Origin of the sequence: Mucilaginibacter sp. 22184 (assembly GCF_052045695.1) — a bacterium.
In the GTDB taxonomy this organism is placed as follows: Bacteria; Bacteroidota; Bacteroidia; order Sphingobacteriales; family Sphingobacteriaceae; genus Mucilaginibacter.
In genome coordinates this window covers 877227-895100 of sequence record NZ_JBQEPI010000001.1, presented here as the reverse complement: position 1 = coordinate 895100, position 17874 = coordinate 877227, and the positions used below count along the sequence as shown (strand labels likewise).

General features: G+C 45.1%; 14 protein-coding genes. 8 read left to right on the top strand and 6 right to left on the bottom strand.

The window, feature by feature from the left end; genetic code table 11:
• Positions 1-12 precede the first annotated feature (12 nt).
• A complete protein-coding gene (locus ACTJKG_RS03790) occupies positions 13-531 on the bottom strand; it encodes a DinB family protein (protein WP_440738402.1) in 519 nt (172 codons plus the stop codon).
• Entirely contained in the window at positions 509-1729 is a 1221-nt protein-coding gene (locus ACTJKG_RS03785) for a sensor histidine kinase (protein ID WP_172334172.1), read from the bottom strand. Before ACTJKG_RS03785 ends, ACTJKG_RS03790 begins: the two co-directional genes overlap by 23 nt.
• A 150-nt stretch (positions 1730-1879) precedes the next feature.
• Here ACTJKG_RS03785 and gltX point away from each other — a divergent pair, with 150 nt between their 5' ends.
• Together gltX and ACTJKG_RS03775 are read left to right on the top strand one after the other, a co-directional pair.
• The gene (gene gltX / locus ACTJKG_RS03780; RefSeq protein WP_440738401.1) at positions 1880-3409 is read left to right on the top strand and encodes a glutamate--tRNA ligase; all 1530 of its coding nucleotides are present in this window, start codon (positions 1880-1882) and stop codon (positions 3407-3409) included.
• A 401-nt stretch (positions 3410-3810) separates the two neighbouring features.
• Complete coding sequence (locus ACTJKG_RS03775; RefSeq protein ID WP_172334174.1) at positions 3811-4224, top strand: hypothetical protein; 414 nt, start codon at positions 3811-3813, stop codon at positions 4222-4224.
• A 10-nt stretch (positions 4225-4234) separates the two neighbouring features.
• Here ACTJKG_RS03775 and ACTJKG_RS03770 read toward each other — a convergent pair whose 3' ends face one another.
• Positions 4235-5560: an APC family permease gene (locus ACTJKG_RS03770; protein ID WP_440738400.1), complete on the bottom strand. Its 1326-nt coding sequence runs from the start codon at positions 5558-5560 to the stop codon at positions 4235-4237.
• A 484-nt stretch (positions 5561-6044) separates the two neighbouring features.
• Entirely contained in the window at positions 6045-7847 is a 1803-nt protein-coding gene (locus ACTJKG_RS03765) for a M61 family metallopeptidase (protein WP_440738399.1), read from the bottom strand.
• 383 nt (positions 7848-8230) lie between these two features.
• On the opposite strand from ACTJKG_RS03765, the gene ACTJKG_RS03760 reads away from it, so the two are divergent.
• The 6 genes from ACTJKG_RS03760 (at position 8231) to ACTJKG_RS03735 (ending at position 15668) form a co-directional block, all read left to right on the top strand.
• On the top strand, positions 8231-8665 hold the full coding sequence (locus tag ACTJKG_RS03760; protein ID WP_440738398.1) for a MarR family winged helix-turn-helix transcriptional regulator: 435 nt from the start codon (positions 8231-8233) through the stop codon (positions 8663-8665).
• Between the two features lie 34 nt (positions 8666-8699).
• The gene (locus ACTJKG_RS03755; protein ID WP_440738397.1) at positions 8700-9782 is read left to right on the top strand and encodes an efflux RND transporter periplasmic adaptor subunit; all 1083 of its coding nucleotides are present in this window, start codon (positions 8700-8702) and stop codon (positions 9780-9782) included.
• Positions 9783-9920: 138 nt separating this feature from the next.
• On the top strand, positions 9921-13046 hold the full coding sequence (locus ACTJKG_RS03750) for an efflux RND transporter permease subunit (RefSeq protein ID WP_172334178.1): 3126 nt from the start codon (positions 9921-9923) through the stop codon (positions 13044-13046).
• 5 nt (positions 13047-13051) lie between these two features.
• Positions 13052-14368 carry a TolC family protein gene (locus ACTJKG_RS03745; protein WP_440738396.1) on the top strand — a complete coding sequence of 439 codons (1317 nt, stop codon included), beginning with the start codon at positions 13052-13054 and terminating at the stop codon, positions 14366-14368.
• 95 nt (positions 14369-14463) lie between these two features.
• Complete coding sequence (locus tag ACTJKG_RS03740) at positions 14464-14817, top strand: response regulator (RefSeq protein WP_440738395.1); 354 nt, start codon at positions 14464-14466, stop codon at positions 14815-14817.
• Positions 14814-15668: a BadF/BadG/BcrA/BcrD ATPase family protein gene (locus ACTJKG_RS03735; protein WP_440738394.1), complete on the top strand. Its 855-nt coding sequence runs from the start codon at positions 14814-14816 to the stop codon at positions 15666-15668. The genes ACTJKG_RS03740 and ACTJKG_RS03735 overlap by 4 nt, the downstream gene beginning before the upstream one ends.
• A 91-nt stretch (positions 15669-15759) precedes the next feature.
• Here the strand turns inward: ACTJKG_RS03735 and ACTJKG_RS03730 are convergent, their stop codons facing one another.
• Positions 15760-15954: a hypothetical protein gene (locus tag ACTJKG_RS03730; RefSeq protein ID WP_172334182.1), complete on the bottom strand. Its 195-nt coding sequence runs from the start codon at positions 15952-15954 to the stop codon at positions 15760-15762.
• A gap of 142 nt (positions 15955-16096) precedes the next feature.
• The gene (gene lnt, locus ACTJKG_RS03725; protein WP_440738393.1) at positions 16097-17725 is read right to left on the bottom strand and encodes an apolipoprotein N-acyltransferase; all 1629 of its coding nucleotides are present in this window, start codon (positions 17723-17725) and stop codon (positions 16097-16099) included.
• Positions 17726-17874: the final 149 nt, after the last annotated feature.

Sequence of the window (17874 nt, the reverse complement as noted above, 5' to 3'; positions counted from 1 at the left end):
TATGACTCGTCTTTAGCTCCCTATATGATATTGCTCTTTAAAAGACCGAAGGTGATGCAACTCGTGCCCGGCCATCATATACACAAAAGCCCTTACCGAAAACAGGTGGTTACTGGCAATACCTGTACGCAATAATTGTTCTTCGCTAAACCCTTTGATCATATAAATATTTGATAAGCGTGTTGCTTTAAATTCCGCCGCCAGGTCCTGTATACTTTGGGTATTGAAATCGGCATTATCTACATAAACGTCCTGGTCAAAGCCCGGCAATTCAATATAATTTCGCGAAAAAACAAGGGCCCGGTAAGCAAAGGTGCGTTCGGTATCAATCATATGGCCAAGCGCTTGTTTAACTGTCCATTTCCCGGGCGCGTAGGCATAAGCGGCCTGCTCATCGGTAAGCTTACTGAACAGTTGATAGCTTGATTCCATCAGACGTTCCAATAGTTCAATAACATGGGTATCCGGAACAAGGCCTACATAGCCGGCTGCAAATGGCGAATATTCTTCAGGAGATGGCTTGCTTATCATTACGCGTGTTTTTTAATATGATCCTAAATGTTGTACCCTTACCTATTTCGGAGTCTTTTACAAAAATCTGCCCATTATGGTAATTTTCTATCATACGTTTAGTTAACGACAAACCTAAGCCCCAGCCCCGCTTACGTGTAGTATAACCAGGTTGAAAAACGGTATCAAATTTAGATCGCTGTATGCCTTTGCCGGTATCTGTCACATCAATAAAAACCTGGTTCTTTATCTTGTTACCCCCAATTTCTATATGGATACCCCCTTTGCCATCAATGGCATTCACCGCGTTTTTTAACAAATTCTCCAACACCCAATCAAACAGGGGGATGTTAAGTCCGGCTTTGAGGTGTGGGTTACCCGTCATCTCAAAGCTGATATTTTTACTTACCCGCACTTTAAAATAATCAACAAAATCTTTTACCACGGCATAAACGGCATGTTCTTCCAACACCGGTTTCGATCCTATCTTCGAAAAACGGTCGGCCACTATTTCCAGTCGTTTTACATCGTTTTCCATTTCGGCTACCAGGGTATCATCTTCGGCATTAAACTTTTCCTTCATCAATTCAATCCACGCCATTAATGATGATATAGGCGTACCCAGTTGATGCGCCGTTTCCTTAGCCAAGCCAACCCAAACCTGGTCCTGTTCCGATTTTCGTGAAGAGCTGAAGGCGGTATAAGCCATCAGTAAAAATATAGCGATCACCGTTAATTGCACATAAGGAAACAAACGCAGTTGCTGCAGCAAAGGCGAATCTTTGTAGTAAACAAACCACTGTTCGCCCAACATTTTCAGCTTAAGGTTAATAGGCGCGTGTTGGTTTTTCATATATTCCAGCTCCGCCTTAAAATATTCCGGATCATATTTCTTTGTCTTACTTCCTTCGGCCTGAAGTTTCACAAAGACCTTAGCAGTATCCAACCCACGCGCATATAAAATATCACCCTTTTCATCGGTAACAATGGCCGGCACGGCTAAACTATCACGCACTGCCGTTGTAAATTGCAAAAAGTCGTCATCATCAGAGTTAAATATCTGCCGCATGCTCATGGCCCAAACCTGAACGCGGGTACGCTCAGACCGGGCTATATTTTTTACCAGGTAACGGGTATAAAACAGGGAGCCAAAGGCAATAACTACGGCAAACGCGAGCAGAAAATATTTCCAGCGCTTTTTCTGTTGGTATGGGTTCATACTGGGCACAGTCCAAATAACGTAAAATTATTTCAAATGTGCAGATTACAGATGTGCGGATGTGCAGATAATTGATTGTCCGTCATTTTTCATTTGCACATCTAAAATCCGCACATCTGCAAATCTTAAAAAAACTATCTTTGCCCCATCATGACCGATAAAAAAGTAAGAGTTCGTTTTGCGCCAAGCCCTACCGGTGGTTTGCACCTGGGTGGCGTACGTACCGTATTATTTAACTATTTATTCGCCAAAAAACATCATGGCGATTTTGTTTTAAGAATTGAGGACACCGACCAGACCCGTTATGTGGAAGGTGCCGAGGAATATATTTTAGATTGTTTGAAATGGTGCGGCCTGCAACCCGATGAAAGTCCGGTGGTTGGCGGCCCTTATGCCCCCTATCGTCAAAGTGAGCGCAAAGCCCTTTATCGCGAATATGCCGAACGCCTGGTGATGCAGGGCCATGCCTATTACGCGTTTGACACCCCCGAGGAGCTGGATAAGAACCGTAAAGAGATTCCTAATTTTCAATACGGCCAGGTTTATCGTGATGGTTTACGCAATTCACTTTCATTACCACAACATGAGGTTGATGCCCTGCTTGATGCCGGCACGCCACATGTTATCCGAATAAAAATGCCTGCCGATGAAACCATTAGTTTCAATGACCTGATCCGCGGGCATGTAAGTTTTGAAACCAACCAGGTTGATGACAAGGTATTACTAAAGGCCGACGGTATCCCTACCTACCACTTAGCTGTGGTTGTAGACGATTACCTGATGAAAATTTCGCACGCTTTCCGCGGTGAGGAATGGCTCCCATCAGCTCCTGTGCATTTACTGCTTTGGGACTACCTGGGGTGGAAAGCTGACATGCCGAAATGGGCGCATCTGCCTTTAATACTAAAACCCGACGGCCATGGCAAGCTTAGCAAACGCGATGGTGCCCGTTTGGGTTTCCCGGTATACGCAATGAATTGGTTTGATGCCAAAACAGGCGAACTTACACCTGGTTTCCGCGAATTGGGCTTTTTGCCCGAAGCGTTTTTAAACCTGCTGGCTACCCTGGGCTGGAACGATGGTACCGACCAGGAACTGTTTACGCTGGATGAACTGATCGAAAAGTTCTCCCTGGAACGGGTAAGTAAAGCCGGCGCCAAATTTGATTTTGAAAAAGCCAAATGGTTCAATGCCGAGTGGATCAAGAAGTCGGAAGCCCAAAGTCTAAAGTCAGATGTCAGCACAATTTTAGCCGAAAAAGGTATTGTTGTTACCGATGATGCAAAACTCCTGTCGGTTATCAACCTTGTGAAAGAGCGCTGCGTTTTATTGCCCGACTTTTATCAGCAGGCTGGCTTCTTTTTCGAACAGCCCAAAACATATGATCTCAACGCGGTACAACCCAAATGGACCGATGCTAAAGTTGATTTCTTTAATGCCCTTACAGCCTTGCTAAATAGCTCCGCAGCAGATTTGGAAGCTCATTCTTTTGAGGAAGCGTTTAAAGCCCTGATGGAAGAAAAAGCATTAAAAGCAGGCGATGTGATGCTGCCCTTCCGCATTATGCTGGTTGGCGGCAAATTTGGCCCGCATGTGTTTGATATAGCAGCGATATTGGGCAGACAAGAAACCATCAGCAGGATAGCTAAAGCATTAGACGCGTTTAGCAGTCCGGCTTAAAGATCTGCCGGTTCCGTAACCGCATCAATATAGTTTTTGACAGCCATTGCCAGCCCAGGCAATGGCTGTTTTGCAAAACTCCAGACGGTACTCCATATAATGCACTTATTTACATGGCGGTACATTAAAAATATTGAAACAAACCCACTCCTGGCATCGTAATAAGGTCAATCCGCCAGAAAAAGAATAATACTTTATTATTTTAATCATTCTCGGGGACAATTGACATCATTTTACTTTCAAGGAAATTTATTTATTATATTAGAAAATACTGATTGTCAGAATTTTACCATCAGCACCGATTACGCTTTTTTTGTATCAATATTATTACAATTGGCGATAATATTTTGTAGAAATGATATTTAAAATCTAATTTTATGAGCCCCCTTAATTAATTGGTCATGATCCGCATACGATCTAAAAATGTACTATTGGTTGCTGCCGATACTTTTTCGGCTGAGTTACTGCCTAACAACAACACGTTCAGGCATATTTCGGCTGCGGGCAGCATCTTCCCCACCATACATGAAATTAAGCCCAATGTGGTTATATTTGATTATGACCACCTAAGCAAGGACATGGAAAAGATCCTGCGCCGTATCAGTGCTAATCCGGCCTACAGCAAAATAAGAATATGCTGCTATAAAACCACGGCCCATACCAAAACCGATAGTCTGTTAAAAGTGCTGGGGGTTGATCATATCTTTTATTCCGAAGATTTTAAAAAATCCGCCGAAAGCAAAAATATCGCGACCGTTTTATCCAGTATTTTTGATGCCCCCATTACCAATCTGCTCGCCAAAGCCTCAAACTAAATCGTTCCCTTTAATTTATCTTTAAATGTGGCCTGCTGATTAGAATGATCCGCCAGGCTACTTCTGCGCTCAATAATGCGGTTAAGGCAAATATCGCGGCTTTAAGCGCCTCTGGGGTTGATGATAATGCTCCACCCAAAGCCACGGCATATACCACAAAAGGAAAAACCAATATCAGACAAAGGCCGATAACATTTAATGGTATCCGGAATGGCCGGGCCTTCTGCGGCTCCTTTAACCGAAGCCTTACCAGGGCAATATATTCCAGGGATAACCCCGCACCATAAACTGTTACGTCAATGATGAGCAGATCGGCAAAAGTCCACAGCACCATAAAGCTTACTACTAAGGAGCAAATGATAAGAGATATATAAGGCGTTTTAAAACGCCTGTGCAATTTGTTCAGCCCGGCAGGCAGTAAATGATCTTCGGACATAACCTGTGGCACCCGCGATACCGATAATAATACCGCTGCGTAAATACCCAGTGTACTGGCCATACCACCCGCCGCTATCACAATTCCCAGCCATCTGCCGGCCACCAGTACCCCTAAAGCCGGGAACCCATCATTAGTAAGCGTATTGTGATTAATGCCCGATTGCTGAGCTATCCAGGTGATAAAAAAGTAAACCACCATTACCAGGACAAAAGCAATGATCATGGATACCAGGTACGATTTGACCGGTTTTTCGACCTCCTCGGCATAGGTGGTAATATTATCCCAGCCCAGGCAGTTCCACATGACGGTATATAGCGCCATGCCGAAGGACGGAAAAGTAATTCCTTTTAGTGATGGCGAAGGGATACTCAAACTGCCACTATGATGATGAATAGCCAGTACTATCAAAATAATAACCGGCGCCAGCACGGCCGCGCTCAAAAACAGCGATACTTTACCTACCGGCACTATCCCCAGTATATTTAACCCCGCCGATGCCCAGATGATAAGCAGGCATACCGGCACCTGGTACTGCAGCAAAACCGGGAAAAAGAACGACGCGTATTGCACAAACAGAACCGGGTATATAGCCAGATCAACAAAGGTGTAGAGCCAGGTCCACCAGCCCTCGTAAAAGCCCCAGCGTGTGCCCAGGGCATATTTTACCCATTTATAGTAACCCCCGGTAATGGGCATCATACTGTTAAGTTCCAGTACAGTGAATATGGCGGGTACGTCCCAAAGTAAAGGGGTTATCAACAGGACCAGCAGCGCACCATGATCGCCGGCATAATTCAGCAAAGGTTCCAGACCATAGGGACCGCCGGATACGGTAAAGAAAATAACAGCGACAAGCTGTATCGGTCTGATTTTTTTTAAGGCTGCGGCTGATGGCATAGGTTATAAAAATACAATTTAACCCGCGTTACAAAAATCAAACAATTCATCCTTTTTAAAATACTTTTTAAAGCCCGATTTTAACACTTTTCGATGCGAAAAGCGGGTAAAATGAATCGAAAACATTTCAAAACTGATTCAAAAACATCGATTTTAACACTTTTTAACAAATTTTTGGTGGGTTTTAAAAACTTTAAAAAGTTTTATAAAGCTAATATTCAATGAACTAAGTAAAAATTACTCATCTTTTTACCTCATTTTGTTCCTTTAAACAAATGGCCCTGCTTACGTTTTTCAAGTAAGCAGGGCCATGGTGTTTATGTACTTAAATATACGAAAAAAAAACCGTCTGAATCAGAATTCACAGAATTTTAAAATTAACAGAATGAGCTTTTATATTCTGAAAATCCTGATTCAGATAATTTTAAAATTAGCCGAATGCATTTTTATATTCTGAGAATCCTTAAATTCTGTTAATTCTGATTCAGATACTCAGCCACTTTTTACGCACCAGCAATTGCTGTGCTGTTTCGTTGCCTACAGGTACAATTTTGTATTTAACGCGGGTGCTTTTCAATAAGGTAACCTGTAGTGTAAGCGGTAGTCCGTCGCGGATAACATCCACTTTTATTTTGTCTCCCGTTTTTTTACCATTCAGCATGGTTGCGGCGTCGGTAACCGGGTTATCATCAATGGCTACCAATTCGTCGTTCACATTAATGCCATCTATATAGGCCGATGTGCCACGGACAACGCTGGTTACGATCAGTTTTTTATTGGCCGTAACAGCGGTAGCTACGCCAAAAGCCGGATCGTTGTTATCAGCCAGTTCATCCACTATTTTATAGCCTGCATAGCCCAGGTATTTATTGTAATCAACAGGGGTTAAACCATTGATATAGTTTTTATAAAAATCGTCCAGCTTTTTACCGGCGAATTTTTCAAAGCCCAGTTTAAACTCCGCATCGGTATAGCCGCGTTTTTTAGTTTTGTAATATTCGGTATACATATACTTCATTACATCATCCAGCGAATATTTGCCTTTGCTGCTGTTGATGATCTCCAGATCAAGCATCATCCCAATAATGGCCCCTTTGTTGTAATAGGATATGGTGGTATTGTTGGAGTTTTCGTTAGGGCGGTAAGCTTTTATCCAGGCATCGAAGCTCGATTCGGCTACGGTTTGTACATTTCTGCCCGGCAGGTTTTCCAATATATTAAACTCTCCTGCTATCTGGCCCAGGTAATTTTCTGGCGAATACAAATTGGTACGGCGAACTGCTATTTCCTGGTAATATTCGGTAAAGCCTTCGGCTATCCACAAATTGGTGGTATAGTTCTCGTTATCGTAATCAAACGGGCCCAATACTATCGGGCGCAGGCGTTTTACATTCCATAAGTGGAAATGCTCATGCGCGGCCAGGCTCAAAAAGCTTTGATAGCCTTTTTCTGTAGCATAGTTATCGCGCGAAGCGCCTAAAACGGTAGAGCTTAAATGTTCCAGACCGCCGCCACCGCGTAAATGATTATGCACAATAAACACATAATGCTTATTGGGATTTTCGCCAAAAATGGCGGTTTCCTGTTCAACAATACTGTGCAGGTCTTTTTTAAGGCGTTCTTTATCATAATTGCCGCCGCCGTACATACACACCTCATATTTTACTCCGGCGGCATCGAAACCAAAAACATCCTGGTTACCCACTTCTATCGGCGAATCAAAAAGGATATCATAATTGGGCGATACACGGGTAAAAGGATCGTTATTCACCATTTCCAGACTGGTTGAAACCTTGGCCCAGTCTTTATAAGGTTTAATGTGGATGGTTGAAGGTGCATGCAGCATATTGGCCGGGTAAATAAATATGCCGGATGTTGACAGGAAACCATGCGACGCATCGATATAACTGGTACGTACCGAAATCTCATTAGCATAAACCCGGTATTTAATATTTACGGTTGATACGCCTTTGGTGGCAATGCGCCAGGTATTTTTATTGATCTTGGGCGATGGCACCGCTTTGCCGCCTGCATCGGCGCTAAAAGCTTCGATGTTTTTGGCAAATTCACGTACCAGGTATGAGCCGGGTGTCCATACGGGCATTTTAAGGTCGAGCGTATTTTGTTTTAAGCCCGAAATATGCATTTCGATATCAGCATAATGCGCCTGTGCCTCGGGGAAAGACACGGTATAAGATATATTGGCCGTAGTTTGCGCTTCACTGACAGATGGACTCATATAAGCTATGATTAATAAAAAAGTAATGATATGTTTAAATGGTTTCATGCCGCAAGTTAAAAAATTTATGTATTTCTCTGCAGCGTCATTCTACTTGCGCTTGTTTGCAAAGGGGCACGAGAGTGAGTGGTTATTCTCCACGCGTCATTGCGAGGAGGAACGACGTGGCAATCCCCTACTTACAGAGCGGCTTTGCTTATCGGGGATTGCCACGCTGCGCTCGCAATGACGCGCGGAGAGCAGTAGCCCTCTTTCCGCCGCAGGCGAAGAGAGGGTCGGCGAGCGCAGCGATGCCGGGGTGAGTTGGCTACGCCATACTTCGCCCGGTGCAGGTTCTCCTCCCCATTCCCTAACCTAAAATTAACCTTGTAAAATGGTTGATACATACAACCATTTCTACTGTATACTGTTTATGTTTGTGCAACCTTATAATGTCGTTAATTGAACCTATATCCCGCAAACTGATACGTTTGGGTAAATTGTACCAAAGCCTGCTCGCTAAAAGTACAGAACACCTTGACGTAAACCGCTATCACTATGTGCTATCGCTGATCTATCATCACGATGGGCAATTATCGCAAAAAGCACTTGCCGAAATACTGGATAAAGACAAATCGGCTATGGTAAGTATCATTAATCTGCTTACCGCCAAAGGATTTGTGTACCGAGAAAACAACCCCAACGACCGTCGCGAACAATTGTTAAAAGTTACCGAGAAAGCAAAGCTCGCGGTTCCGCAGATTGTAGCTTCAATTAAAAACATCAATACCGACATCACTCATGGAATATCAGACGATGATATGAAAGTATTTGAGCGCGTATTACTTCAAATGCAAAACAACATCAAACCCTTAATAACAACCTGATCAGAAACTAAATCACAAAAATGATCCATTTAATATGAGAACAAGGTATATCATTTACACCGCGCTGGCTTTGCTGGTTGCCTACCTAATTTACAACAAGTTTTTTAGTAAAAGCGCCAAGGAATCTGCTGCTGCTATAGCTGCCGGGGGCAAAGGCGGCAAAAAAAAGAACGGTCCTGTTTCCGTTAACATTATGATTGTAAAGGATACCGCTATCAACAATATCATCGATGTAACCGGCTCCATTGATGCCAATGAAAAGGTAAACCTGGTAAGCCAAACCGCCGGTAATATCACGGGCATTTATTTTAACGAGGGCAGCAAAGTACAAAAGGGACAATTGCTGGTTAAGGTTTATAATCAGGATCTGGAAGCCTCGCTCAAACAGGTAAACTACCAGGTAGCGTTGGCCAAACAAAATGAATACCGCAATAAAGTATTATTAGAAAAAGAAGCTATCAGCCAGCAGGAATATGATACTTCATTAACCTCCTTAAACTCATTAAGGGCTCAGGGCGATATGATCAAAGCGCAAATAACCCGCACTGAGATCAGGGCGCCGTTTTCGGGCACAATCGGGTTACGCAATGTGAGTCCGGGTGGCTATTTATCACCACAAACTTCTATCGCACAGTTGGTGAATATCGATCCGGCAAAGGTTACCTTCTCTGTTCCGGAAAGATACCTGTCTATCATTGGTCCAGGCAGTAAGATCAGGTTCACTACCGAAAGCTCGCGGGAAAATTTCACGGCTACGGTGTATGCCATCGATCCCGCTATTGATGTGAACTCGCGTACGCTTACTGTAAGGGCCAAAGCGCCAAATCCAAAAGGGTTATTGACGGCAGGCGCTTTCGCCAAAATTAATTTAACGCTCGACCAGATACCTAAAACCATTTTGCTGCCCACCCAGGCCGTTATTCCCGACCTGAAAAGCAGCCTGGTTTATGTTTATCATAATGGCGTAGCTATGAGCAAACCGGTTAAAACTGATATGCGCACCGACACCAAAATACAGATCATTGATGGCCTGAAACCCGGCGACAGCGTGGTAGTATCGGGCATTATACAAATGCGGCCAAAGGTTCCTTTAAAAATTGCTAAAGTTATTAAATAGAAGCAAGAGATAAGAGTCAAGAATCAAGAGCCGGAATAAGAACAAAAGCTTATTTACAATAAAGATCGGCCTGCTTTTTTTCTTGATTCTTGACTCCCGGTTCTTGATTCTTAACAACAACTCTTAATAAAAAACTATATGAGTTTATCCTCAGTCAGTATAAAGCGGCCGGTATTGGCCACGGTAATGTCGGTAGCCATTGTGGTGTTCGGTATTATCGGTTATAAATTTTTAGGGGTGAGGGATTTTCCTTCGGTCGATCCGCCTATCATTTCGGTATCCACCAGTTACGCGGGCGCCAATGCCGATGTAATTGAATCGCAGATCACCGAGCCATTGGAAAAGGCCATCAACGGTGTTCCGGGGATCCGTAATCTGTCGTCGACCAGTTCGGTGGGTTCCAGCAACATTACCGTGGAGTTTGACCTGGATGCCGACCTGGAAACCGCCGCCAACGACGTGCGCGATAAGGTTGGTCAGGCACAACGACAGCTGCCACAGGATATTGATGCGCCGCCGGTAGTAACCAAGGCCGATGCCAGCGCCGACCAGATCATTACCCTGGAGGTACAAAGTAATACCCGTAACATTAATCAACTGGATGATTATGCCGAAAACGTTTTGCAGGAAGGTTTGCAAACCATTCCAGGCGTAAGTACCATTAACATACAAGGCCAGCGCCAATACGCCATGCGTTTATGGATAGACCCAAATAAGCTTACCGCCCAGGGTGTTACCGCAAGTGACATTGGAACGGCCTTATCCAAAGAGAACGTGGAGCTGCCTGCCGGTAAAATTGAAGGTAACAATACCGAGGTGACCATCAGGGCGCTGGGTAAATTATCCACCGAAAAAGATTTTAACGATCTCATTATCCGGTCAGACAGTAACCGGGTGGTGCGCCTGCGCGATGTGGGCTATGCCGTTTTAGGATCGGCCAATGAGGAAACCATTTTTAAGGAATCGGGCGTACCGATGATCGGCCTGGCCATTGTGCCGCAGCCTGGCGCTAACTATGTACAGATAGCCAAAGATTTTTACAAACGTTTGGAGCAGATCAAAAAAGATCTTCCGCCGGATATTAAGGTAAATGTGGCACTGGATAATACACGGTTCATCAACCAATCCATAACCGAAGTACAGGAAACCCTTATTGTATCCTTTGTGCTGGTGGTAATTATCATTTACCTGTTTTTCCGCGATTGGCTCATCGCCTTCCGTCCGCTGATTGATATCCCGGTATCCCTGATCGGGGCGTTTTTCATCATGTATATTTTTGGTTTCTCCATCAATATATTAACCCTCCTGGGCATTGTACTGGCAACGGGCCTGGTGGTGGATGACGGGATTGTGGTAACCGAGAATATCTATAAAAAGGTAGAGGCCGGCATGGCTATCCGCAAAGCGGCTTTTGAAGGTTCGGCCGAGATATTTTTCGCGGTAGTGTCTACCTCGGTTACACTGGCAGCCGTGTTTTTACCCATTGTGTTTTTACAGGGCTTTACAGGCCGTTTGTTCCGCGAGTTCGCGGTAGTGGTGGCCGGTGCGGTACTGATATCAGCATTTGTGTCACTGTCGTTAACCCCCATGCTGAACGTAAAACTGATCCGCAAGAGCAACAAAAAATCAAAGTTCTACGAGCGTACCGAGCCTTTTTTTGTGAACATGACCAACTCTTACACCGAAACGCTGGTTAAGTTTATGAAAGTGCGCTGGGTATCTTTCGTGATCCTGGCCGTATCGCTGCTCATTATTGGTGTTTTGGTGCGGGTTATCCCATCTGAGCTGGCTCCGCTGGATGACCGCAGCTTGTTGCGTTACAGCGTTACCGGATCTGAGGGTGCCACTTATGAGTACATGACCAAGTACATGGACAAGGTATCGCAACTGGTAGAAGATTCTATTCCGGAGGCGAAGGTTAATTTCGAGATCGTTTCGCCATCCTTTGGTGGCGGTTCGGCCAACTCGGGCTTTGGCCGTATCGGTCTAGTCGCCCCGGACGAACGTGGCCGGAGCCAACAGCAACTGGCCGACTGGCTCAGCAAAAAGCTCACCCGCATGCCCGATGCCCGCGCTATTGTGATACAGGAGCAAACCATCAGCGGCGGCGGTAGCGGTGCCCGTACGTCGTTACCCGTTCAATATGTGATCCAAAACCAGGACTTCGAAAAAATTCGCAAGGCCCTGCCCAAGTTTTTCTCCGAAGTATCCAAAAGCCCGGTATTCCAGGGAACGGACGTCAACCTGAAATTTACCAAGCCGGAGTTAAGGGTAATTACCGACCGTGACCGGGCCCGCGACCTCGGGGTATCTGTTGATGATATTGCCCAAACTCTGCAATTGTATTATAGCGCCGGCCGACTGGATTATTTCCTGATCAACGGCAAACAATACCAGGTAATTGCCCAGGTAGATCGGGCCAACCGCGATCAGCCGCTCGATCTGAAATCCGTTTACCTGCGCAGCACCAAAGGCGGCCTGGTACAGCTGGATAACGTAGTGAAAGTAACCGAAGGCGCAACACCACCGGCTATTTATCACTTTAACCGGTATAAATCGGCTACGGTATCGGCGGGTTTAGCCCCGGGGCGTACCGTTGGTGATGGTATTAAAGAAATGGACCGCATCTCCAAAGAAATACTGGACGACACCTTCAGCACCGCTCTGAGCGGCCCATCACGGGATTATGCCGAAGGTTCATCAAACATCTTGTTCGCCTTTGGTTTTGCGCTGTTGCTGATATACCTGGTACTGGCGGCGCAGTTCGAGAGTTTTATGGACCCTTTTATTGTGATGCTCACTGTGCCACTGGCTATTTCGGGCGCGTTTTTATCCTTATGGCTGTTTAACCAAACGCTCAATATTTTCAGCGAGATCGGTATTATTACGCTGGTGGGGCTGGTAACCAAAAACGGGATCCTTATTGTGGAATTTGCCAATCAGCGCATGGAGCATGGCGTGGCTAAATATGAAGCCGCCATTGAGGCAGCCACTGCCCGTTTACGCCCCATACTAATGACCAGTTTGGCCGTGGTGCTGGGTTCGGTGCCTATCGCCTTTGCATTGGGCGCGGGTGCCAAAAGCCGTGTATCGCTGGGTATAGTAATTATGGGCGGGATGCTGTTTTCGCTGGTGCTTACCCTGTACATTATTCCGCTGATGTATGTGATTTTCGCCTCCAAAACCCGCCGCGATCCTGATCATGAACCGGAAGACGCGGAACTGGATGAGACTAAAAAACCTCTATTGATTGAAAACCTGTAACCCTTATGATGATTAAAAAAATAGTTTTCCTTATTTTTTGCAGCATAGTTATTAGCATAACGGCCTGGGCACAGGATGCGCCTTTGCTTACGCTGAAAGAGGCCGTGGAGATCGCGCTTAAAAACAACTATAATATCAAGCTGTCGCAAAACAACTCAACCATTGCCGCTAATAATGTTACCCTGGGCAACGCGGGTGTTTTACCGCAGCTTACGGGCAACTTTGCTACAAATGCCAGCAGGCAAAACACCAAGCAAACGCGTAACGATGGCACGGTGAATAATATCAACGCCCATAACTCCAATAATAGTTATGGCGTAAATCTTAACTGGACCATTTTTGATGGTTTTAATATGTTTGCCACCTATGATCAGTTAAAAACCGTTGATACCTTAAGCGCTATCCGGCTCAAGGATACCATTCAAACTACCGTAGCCAATGTGATCACTACTTACTATGACCTCATCAACCAAAACGAGCAGATCAAAGCACTCAAAGGGGCCATAGATATTTCGCGCACACAGCTGCGTTATGCTAACGACAAGTACAAGGTTGGCAGGGCATCGGGCCTGGATGTGTTGAACGCGCAGGTTAACCTCAATACCGATACAGCCAACCTGGTTACACAATACCAACAGTTTAAAGCAATCAAAATACAACTTAACCAGCTCCTGATCCGCGATCTGCAAACCGATTTCGCGGTAGGCGATACCATCCTGATTGATGATAAGCTAACCCTTGCCGAGATCATCAACAGCGCGCAGTTGCAAAACCCAGCCATTTTATCGGCACAGATCAACAAGCGCCTGGCCGAAATTAACCTGAAGCAGGTGCGCTCAACACGGTATCCGCAGGTGGGTTTAACCTCGGGCTATACTTTTTCCAACAGCAAAACACCGGCGGGTTTTACGCTGTCGCAAAACGTGCATGGTTTAAACTATGGGTTAACAGCCAGCATCAATATATTTGACGGCTTTAACCAGAACCGCCGCGAAAAGAACGCCAAAATACAGATCGATAACGCCAATATCAGCGCCAAACAAACCCGGCTGAATGTAGAAGCGCAGATCAATAACTTTTTTGTAAGCTACCTGTCGGGACTTGATCTGATCAAACTCGGGCAGGCCAACGTAACTATAGCTAAAAAGAACCTGGATATATCATTAGAAAAATATAAGCTTGGTAATATTACACCTTTAGAGATAAGAGAAGCCCAGCGCAATTACCTGGATGCACAATCCAAGTTCTTTGCCGCTCAGTATCAATCAAAACTCGCGGAGGTAACTTTAAAACAGATAACCAGCAGTATTAATATTAATTAAGTACTAATAAGTATTTATTTATGGGGTATGTTTCTTAATTTGCTTTAAAAAGCTATTTTTGGAACACGATGTTAACCCCCTACAAAACATGCTTGTTGATCGATGATAACTACATCGACAACTTTGTAACACGCAGGATTTTGGAGAATAGTAACTTTGCCGAGCAGATCATCGTAAGACAATCGCCTGCCGAAGCCATTAATTCGCTCCGGGAAGGCACAATAAAACCCGATGTTATCTTTTTAGATGTGCGTATGCCTTTGATGAGCGGTTTTGAGTTTTTACAGGAATACGATAAGTTATCGATCAATAAAAAAGATATTAAAATATTTATGCTTTCCTCCTCCCTTGACCCAACAGATATGAAAGAGTCGGTAGGAAACAAGTATATTACCCAATTTATACATAAGCCATTAACCATTAAAGCGCTCGAAGAAATTTGTCCATGATCTTAGTTGCCGATAGCGGATCTTCAAAAACAGATTGGTTGCTCAGTATCCCACAGCAGGAACCAATATCATTCAAAACCGCCGGCTTAAACCCATACTTTTTAACCGAAAAAGAAATAGCTAAAATAATACAGGACCAGGCGCCAGATATGGTAGCCTATGCCAATGATATTGCCGAAATATATTTTTTCGGAGCCGGTTGCTCCAGTCCAGACAGGCATGAGATCGTTTCAAACGCTATCAGCCAGTTGTTCACCAAAGCCTTTGTAAGTGTCGACAGCGACCTTTTAGGCTGCGCTTATGCCACCTGCGGGCACGAAAAAGGCATTTGCTGTGTAATGGGCACGGGGTCAAACATCTCGTATTTCGACGGGGAAAACATACACGACGGGCAGCATGGCCTGGGTTTTGTTTTGGGCGACGAAGGCTCGGGCACCTGGTTTGGCAAAGCCCTCATCACCGATTTTCTGTACGGCAACATGCCCGCCGATATCAACGAGGCATTTAACAAAGCCTACGGCTTGAATAAAGAAATCGTGATCAAGAACGTATATCAACGGCCCAATGCCAATACCTACCTGGCCTCGTTCTCGCGTTTTGTAAGCGAAATAAAAACCACACCATACGGGCAGGAACTGCTGGAAAAAGGTTTATTGGAATTTATTGACAGCAACATCAAATCGTACCCGGAATATCACCGCTATAAATGTCATTTTGTAGGGTCCATCGCTTATTTTTTTGCGGAGGAATTAACTACGCTTTGCCATCAGCAGGGTGTAAAAACCGGCAAGGTGATCAAACAACCGATCAATGATCTGATGGCTTTTATTTTGAAGAGAAACGAGGAGTAGCATCTTTGTTCAGTGGTTCAGTGGCTCATTACTTTATTGGTGCCCATCAAACGGATTGGCATATTAGTAGCTTGCCCAAATTATGTACTTACTATTTTCTTCCTTTTCCCGTCAGCAGATAAGCTTCGGGCGAAAGCGGGCAGAACAATGGTGGGCGGTGCGGCTGCAAGGGCATAGCGAACCTTGCCTGAAGCGTGGGATAATGCGCGAACGAAGTGGAGGTAAGGGTTAGCAGCCCTGGTTCTGCCTGATTTGCAGGGCAAAGGCCATGAGCGCACAGAAGCATTTCTGCTGACAGCCTTTTTGGTTACTTTTGTGGCGACAAAAGTAACTGGCCCTCCCGCGGCCAAGAGCGGGTATACGCCATGCCTACCGGCAAATAGATCCTTCGCTCCACTCAGGATGACAAACTTTTTAAAAAGACTGCTTTAAACCGCTGCCACCGCCTTCTTCCTAAACCTCCCTTTCACCACCACAAACCCAATCAGCAAAACAGCAATAAAGCTCCCGGCTTTAGGCAGATAATCGCCATGCTCTACATAAAAGGTCAGTTCGGAGTTAAGGTTGATATCCTGTTTTATGGCAGCTTGTGTCCACCATTTGGTTTGCTGTACAATGTCGCCGCGCTGGTTGATGAAAGCCGAGATACCGGTATTGGCCGAACGCGCCACCCAGCGCCGGGTTTCAATGGCCCGCAGCTTGGCATAATCCAGGTGCTGATCTTTACCCGATGTATTTTCCCACCAGCCATCGTTGGTAATAACAGTGATAAACTGGGCGCCTTTGCGTACCGAACGCGCCACATATTCGCCCCAGATAGATTCGAAACAAATCACCGGATCGGCACCGATACCACTTTGTGAGTAAAAAACACCCGCATCAGGCTGGCTGCCATAAGCCCCCGTAGCACCACCCAAATGTTCAAATACAGGTTTTAAAAAGGATAACGCATTCCCAAATGGCAGCGATTCTGCCCCTGGTACCAGTCTCGATTTATGATAGATCTGTACATTGCCGCTATTTTCAATAGCCAGTGCCGAACTAAAATTATCCGCGAATACACCAGGCTGTTGTGTAGGACTGGCTGTTGGGGTCGCCCTGTTATTATAAAACCGGTAGGTTTCACCCCCGGTAATCAGGGTGCTGTTTTTGTATTTGCGTAAAAAATATTGGGCCTGTTTAAAGTAAATATTACTGTTGATGCCATCCTCGTTCATATACTCCGGAATGGCGGTTTCGGGCCATAAAAAAAACTCGGTATTCGGCTGGGCTACACTTCGCGACAGGTGGATCATGATATCGATCTGCAGATTGGCGGGGATACTCCCCTCCTTTTCATAAGGATCGATATTGGGCTGAACCGCCACCACATTCGATGGGTTTTTCTGTTCGGTATAGTTATAATAGGTGTATAACGAAAAGCTGATCGGCAGCAGAATAGTCAGCACAAATGCACTGATTAATTTCAAGCGTAGCTTTTTTGCCTGTGCTTCGCGTAAGCCTATATAAATTAAAAACGCCAGTATGTTTACTACCCATACCCAAATAGTACCGCCATAAACACCCGTATACTCATACCATTGTATCCATTGGTGGCTCACCGCAAAGCCGTTACCCAAAGTCATCCACGGGAAATTCAGATCCCAGCTCTGGTGCAGGTATTCGTAGCCTATCCACAGGCAAACCAGGCCTGCCAAACTCCAGCCCCGGCCGGTTACTAACCTTAAGCGGTAATACAGCCAGCAAGCCAAAGCCATCAGCAATGGCCCCAGTGCGTATGGGATCAGCGTAATGGGAATAGCCACCAGTTCGCCCACCATTTTCAGGGCATTGTACACCCAGTAAACGGAGGCTGTATTCCAGATAAAAAAGCCGATAAAAGCCAGGGTGAATACTTGTTTCCCTTTTTTGGCTGAGGTTGATTGAATAATGTTTTCTATCGCCAGCAACATCGGCACAAAACCAATAAACAGCAAAAAGGTAGTATAAGGTGTAGGCGGCCAGGCTATCCACAGCAACAATCCGGAAAGTATGGCTAAAGGAAGGTTTTTTTTCATTTGTTTAATATATCCCAATCGTCATTGCGAGGTGCGAAGCAAGAGCCCCCTCTAAATCTCCCCAAAAAAGGGAGACTTCAAAAAAGCATTTTAAAGCCCTCTCCTTTGGAGAGGGTTGGGTGAGGCTTCGTGCCTCGCAATGATATGTT

Bases quoted from the DNA above. Each gene is read 5' to 3' on its own strand.
- ACTJKG_RS03755 (WP_440738397.1), top strand. From the start codon at position 8,700: ATGAGAACAAGGTATATCATTTACACCGCGCTGGCTTTGCTGGTTGCC.
- ACTJKG_RS03770 (WP_440738400.1), bottom strand. From the start codon at position 5,560: ATGCCATCAGCCGCAGCCTTAAAAAAAATCAGACCGATACAGCTTGTC.
- gltX (WP_440738401.1), top strand. From the start codon at position 1,880: ATGACCGATAAAAAAGTAAGAGTTCGTTTTGCGCCAAGCCCTACCGGT.
- ACTJKG_RS03730 (WP_172334182.1), bottom strand. From the start codon at position 15,954: ATGCTTCTGTGCGCTCATGGCCTTTGCCCTGCAAATCAGGCAGAACCA.
- ACTJKG_RS03775 (WP_172334174.1), top strand. From the start codon at position 3,811: ATGATCCGCATACGATCTAAAAATGTACTATTGGTTGCTGCCGATACT.
- ACTJKG_RS03745 (WP_440738396.1), top strand. From the start codon at position 13,052: ATGATGATTAAAAAAATAGTTTTCCTTATTTTTTGCAGCATAGTTATT.
- ACTJKG_RS03750 (WP_172334178.1), top strand. From the start codon at position 9,921: ATGAGTTTATCCTCAGTCAGTATAAAGCGGCCGGTATTGGCCACGGTA.
- ACTJKG_RS03785 (WP_172334172.1), bottom strand. From the start codon at position 1,729: ATGAACCCATACCAACAGAAAAAGCGCTGGAAATATTTTCTGCTCGCG.
- ACTJKG_RS03760 (WP_440738398.1), top strand. From the start codon at position 8,231: ATGTCGTTAATTGAACCTATATCCCGCAAACTGATACGTTTGGGTAAA.
- ACTJKG_RS03765 (WP_440738399.1), bottom strand. From the start codon at position 7,847: ATGAAACCATTTAAACATATCATTACTTTTTTATTAATCATAGCTTAT.
- lnt (WP_440738393.1), bottom strand. From the start codon at position 17,725: ATGAAAAAAAACCTTCCTTTAGCCATACTTTCCGGATTGTTGCTGTGG.
- ACTJKG_RS03790 (WP_440738402.1), bottom strand. From the start codon at position 531: ATGATAAGCAAGCCATCTCCTGAAGAATATTCGCCATTTGCAGCCGGC.
- ACTJKG_RS03735 (WP_440738394.1), top strand. From the start codon at position 14,814: ATGATCTTAGTTGCCGATAGCGGATCTTCAAAAACAGATTGGTTGCTC.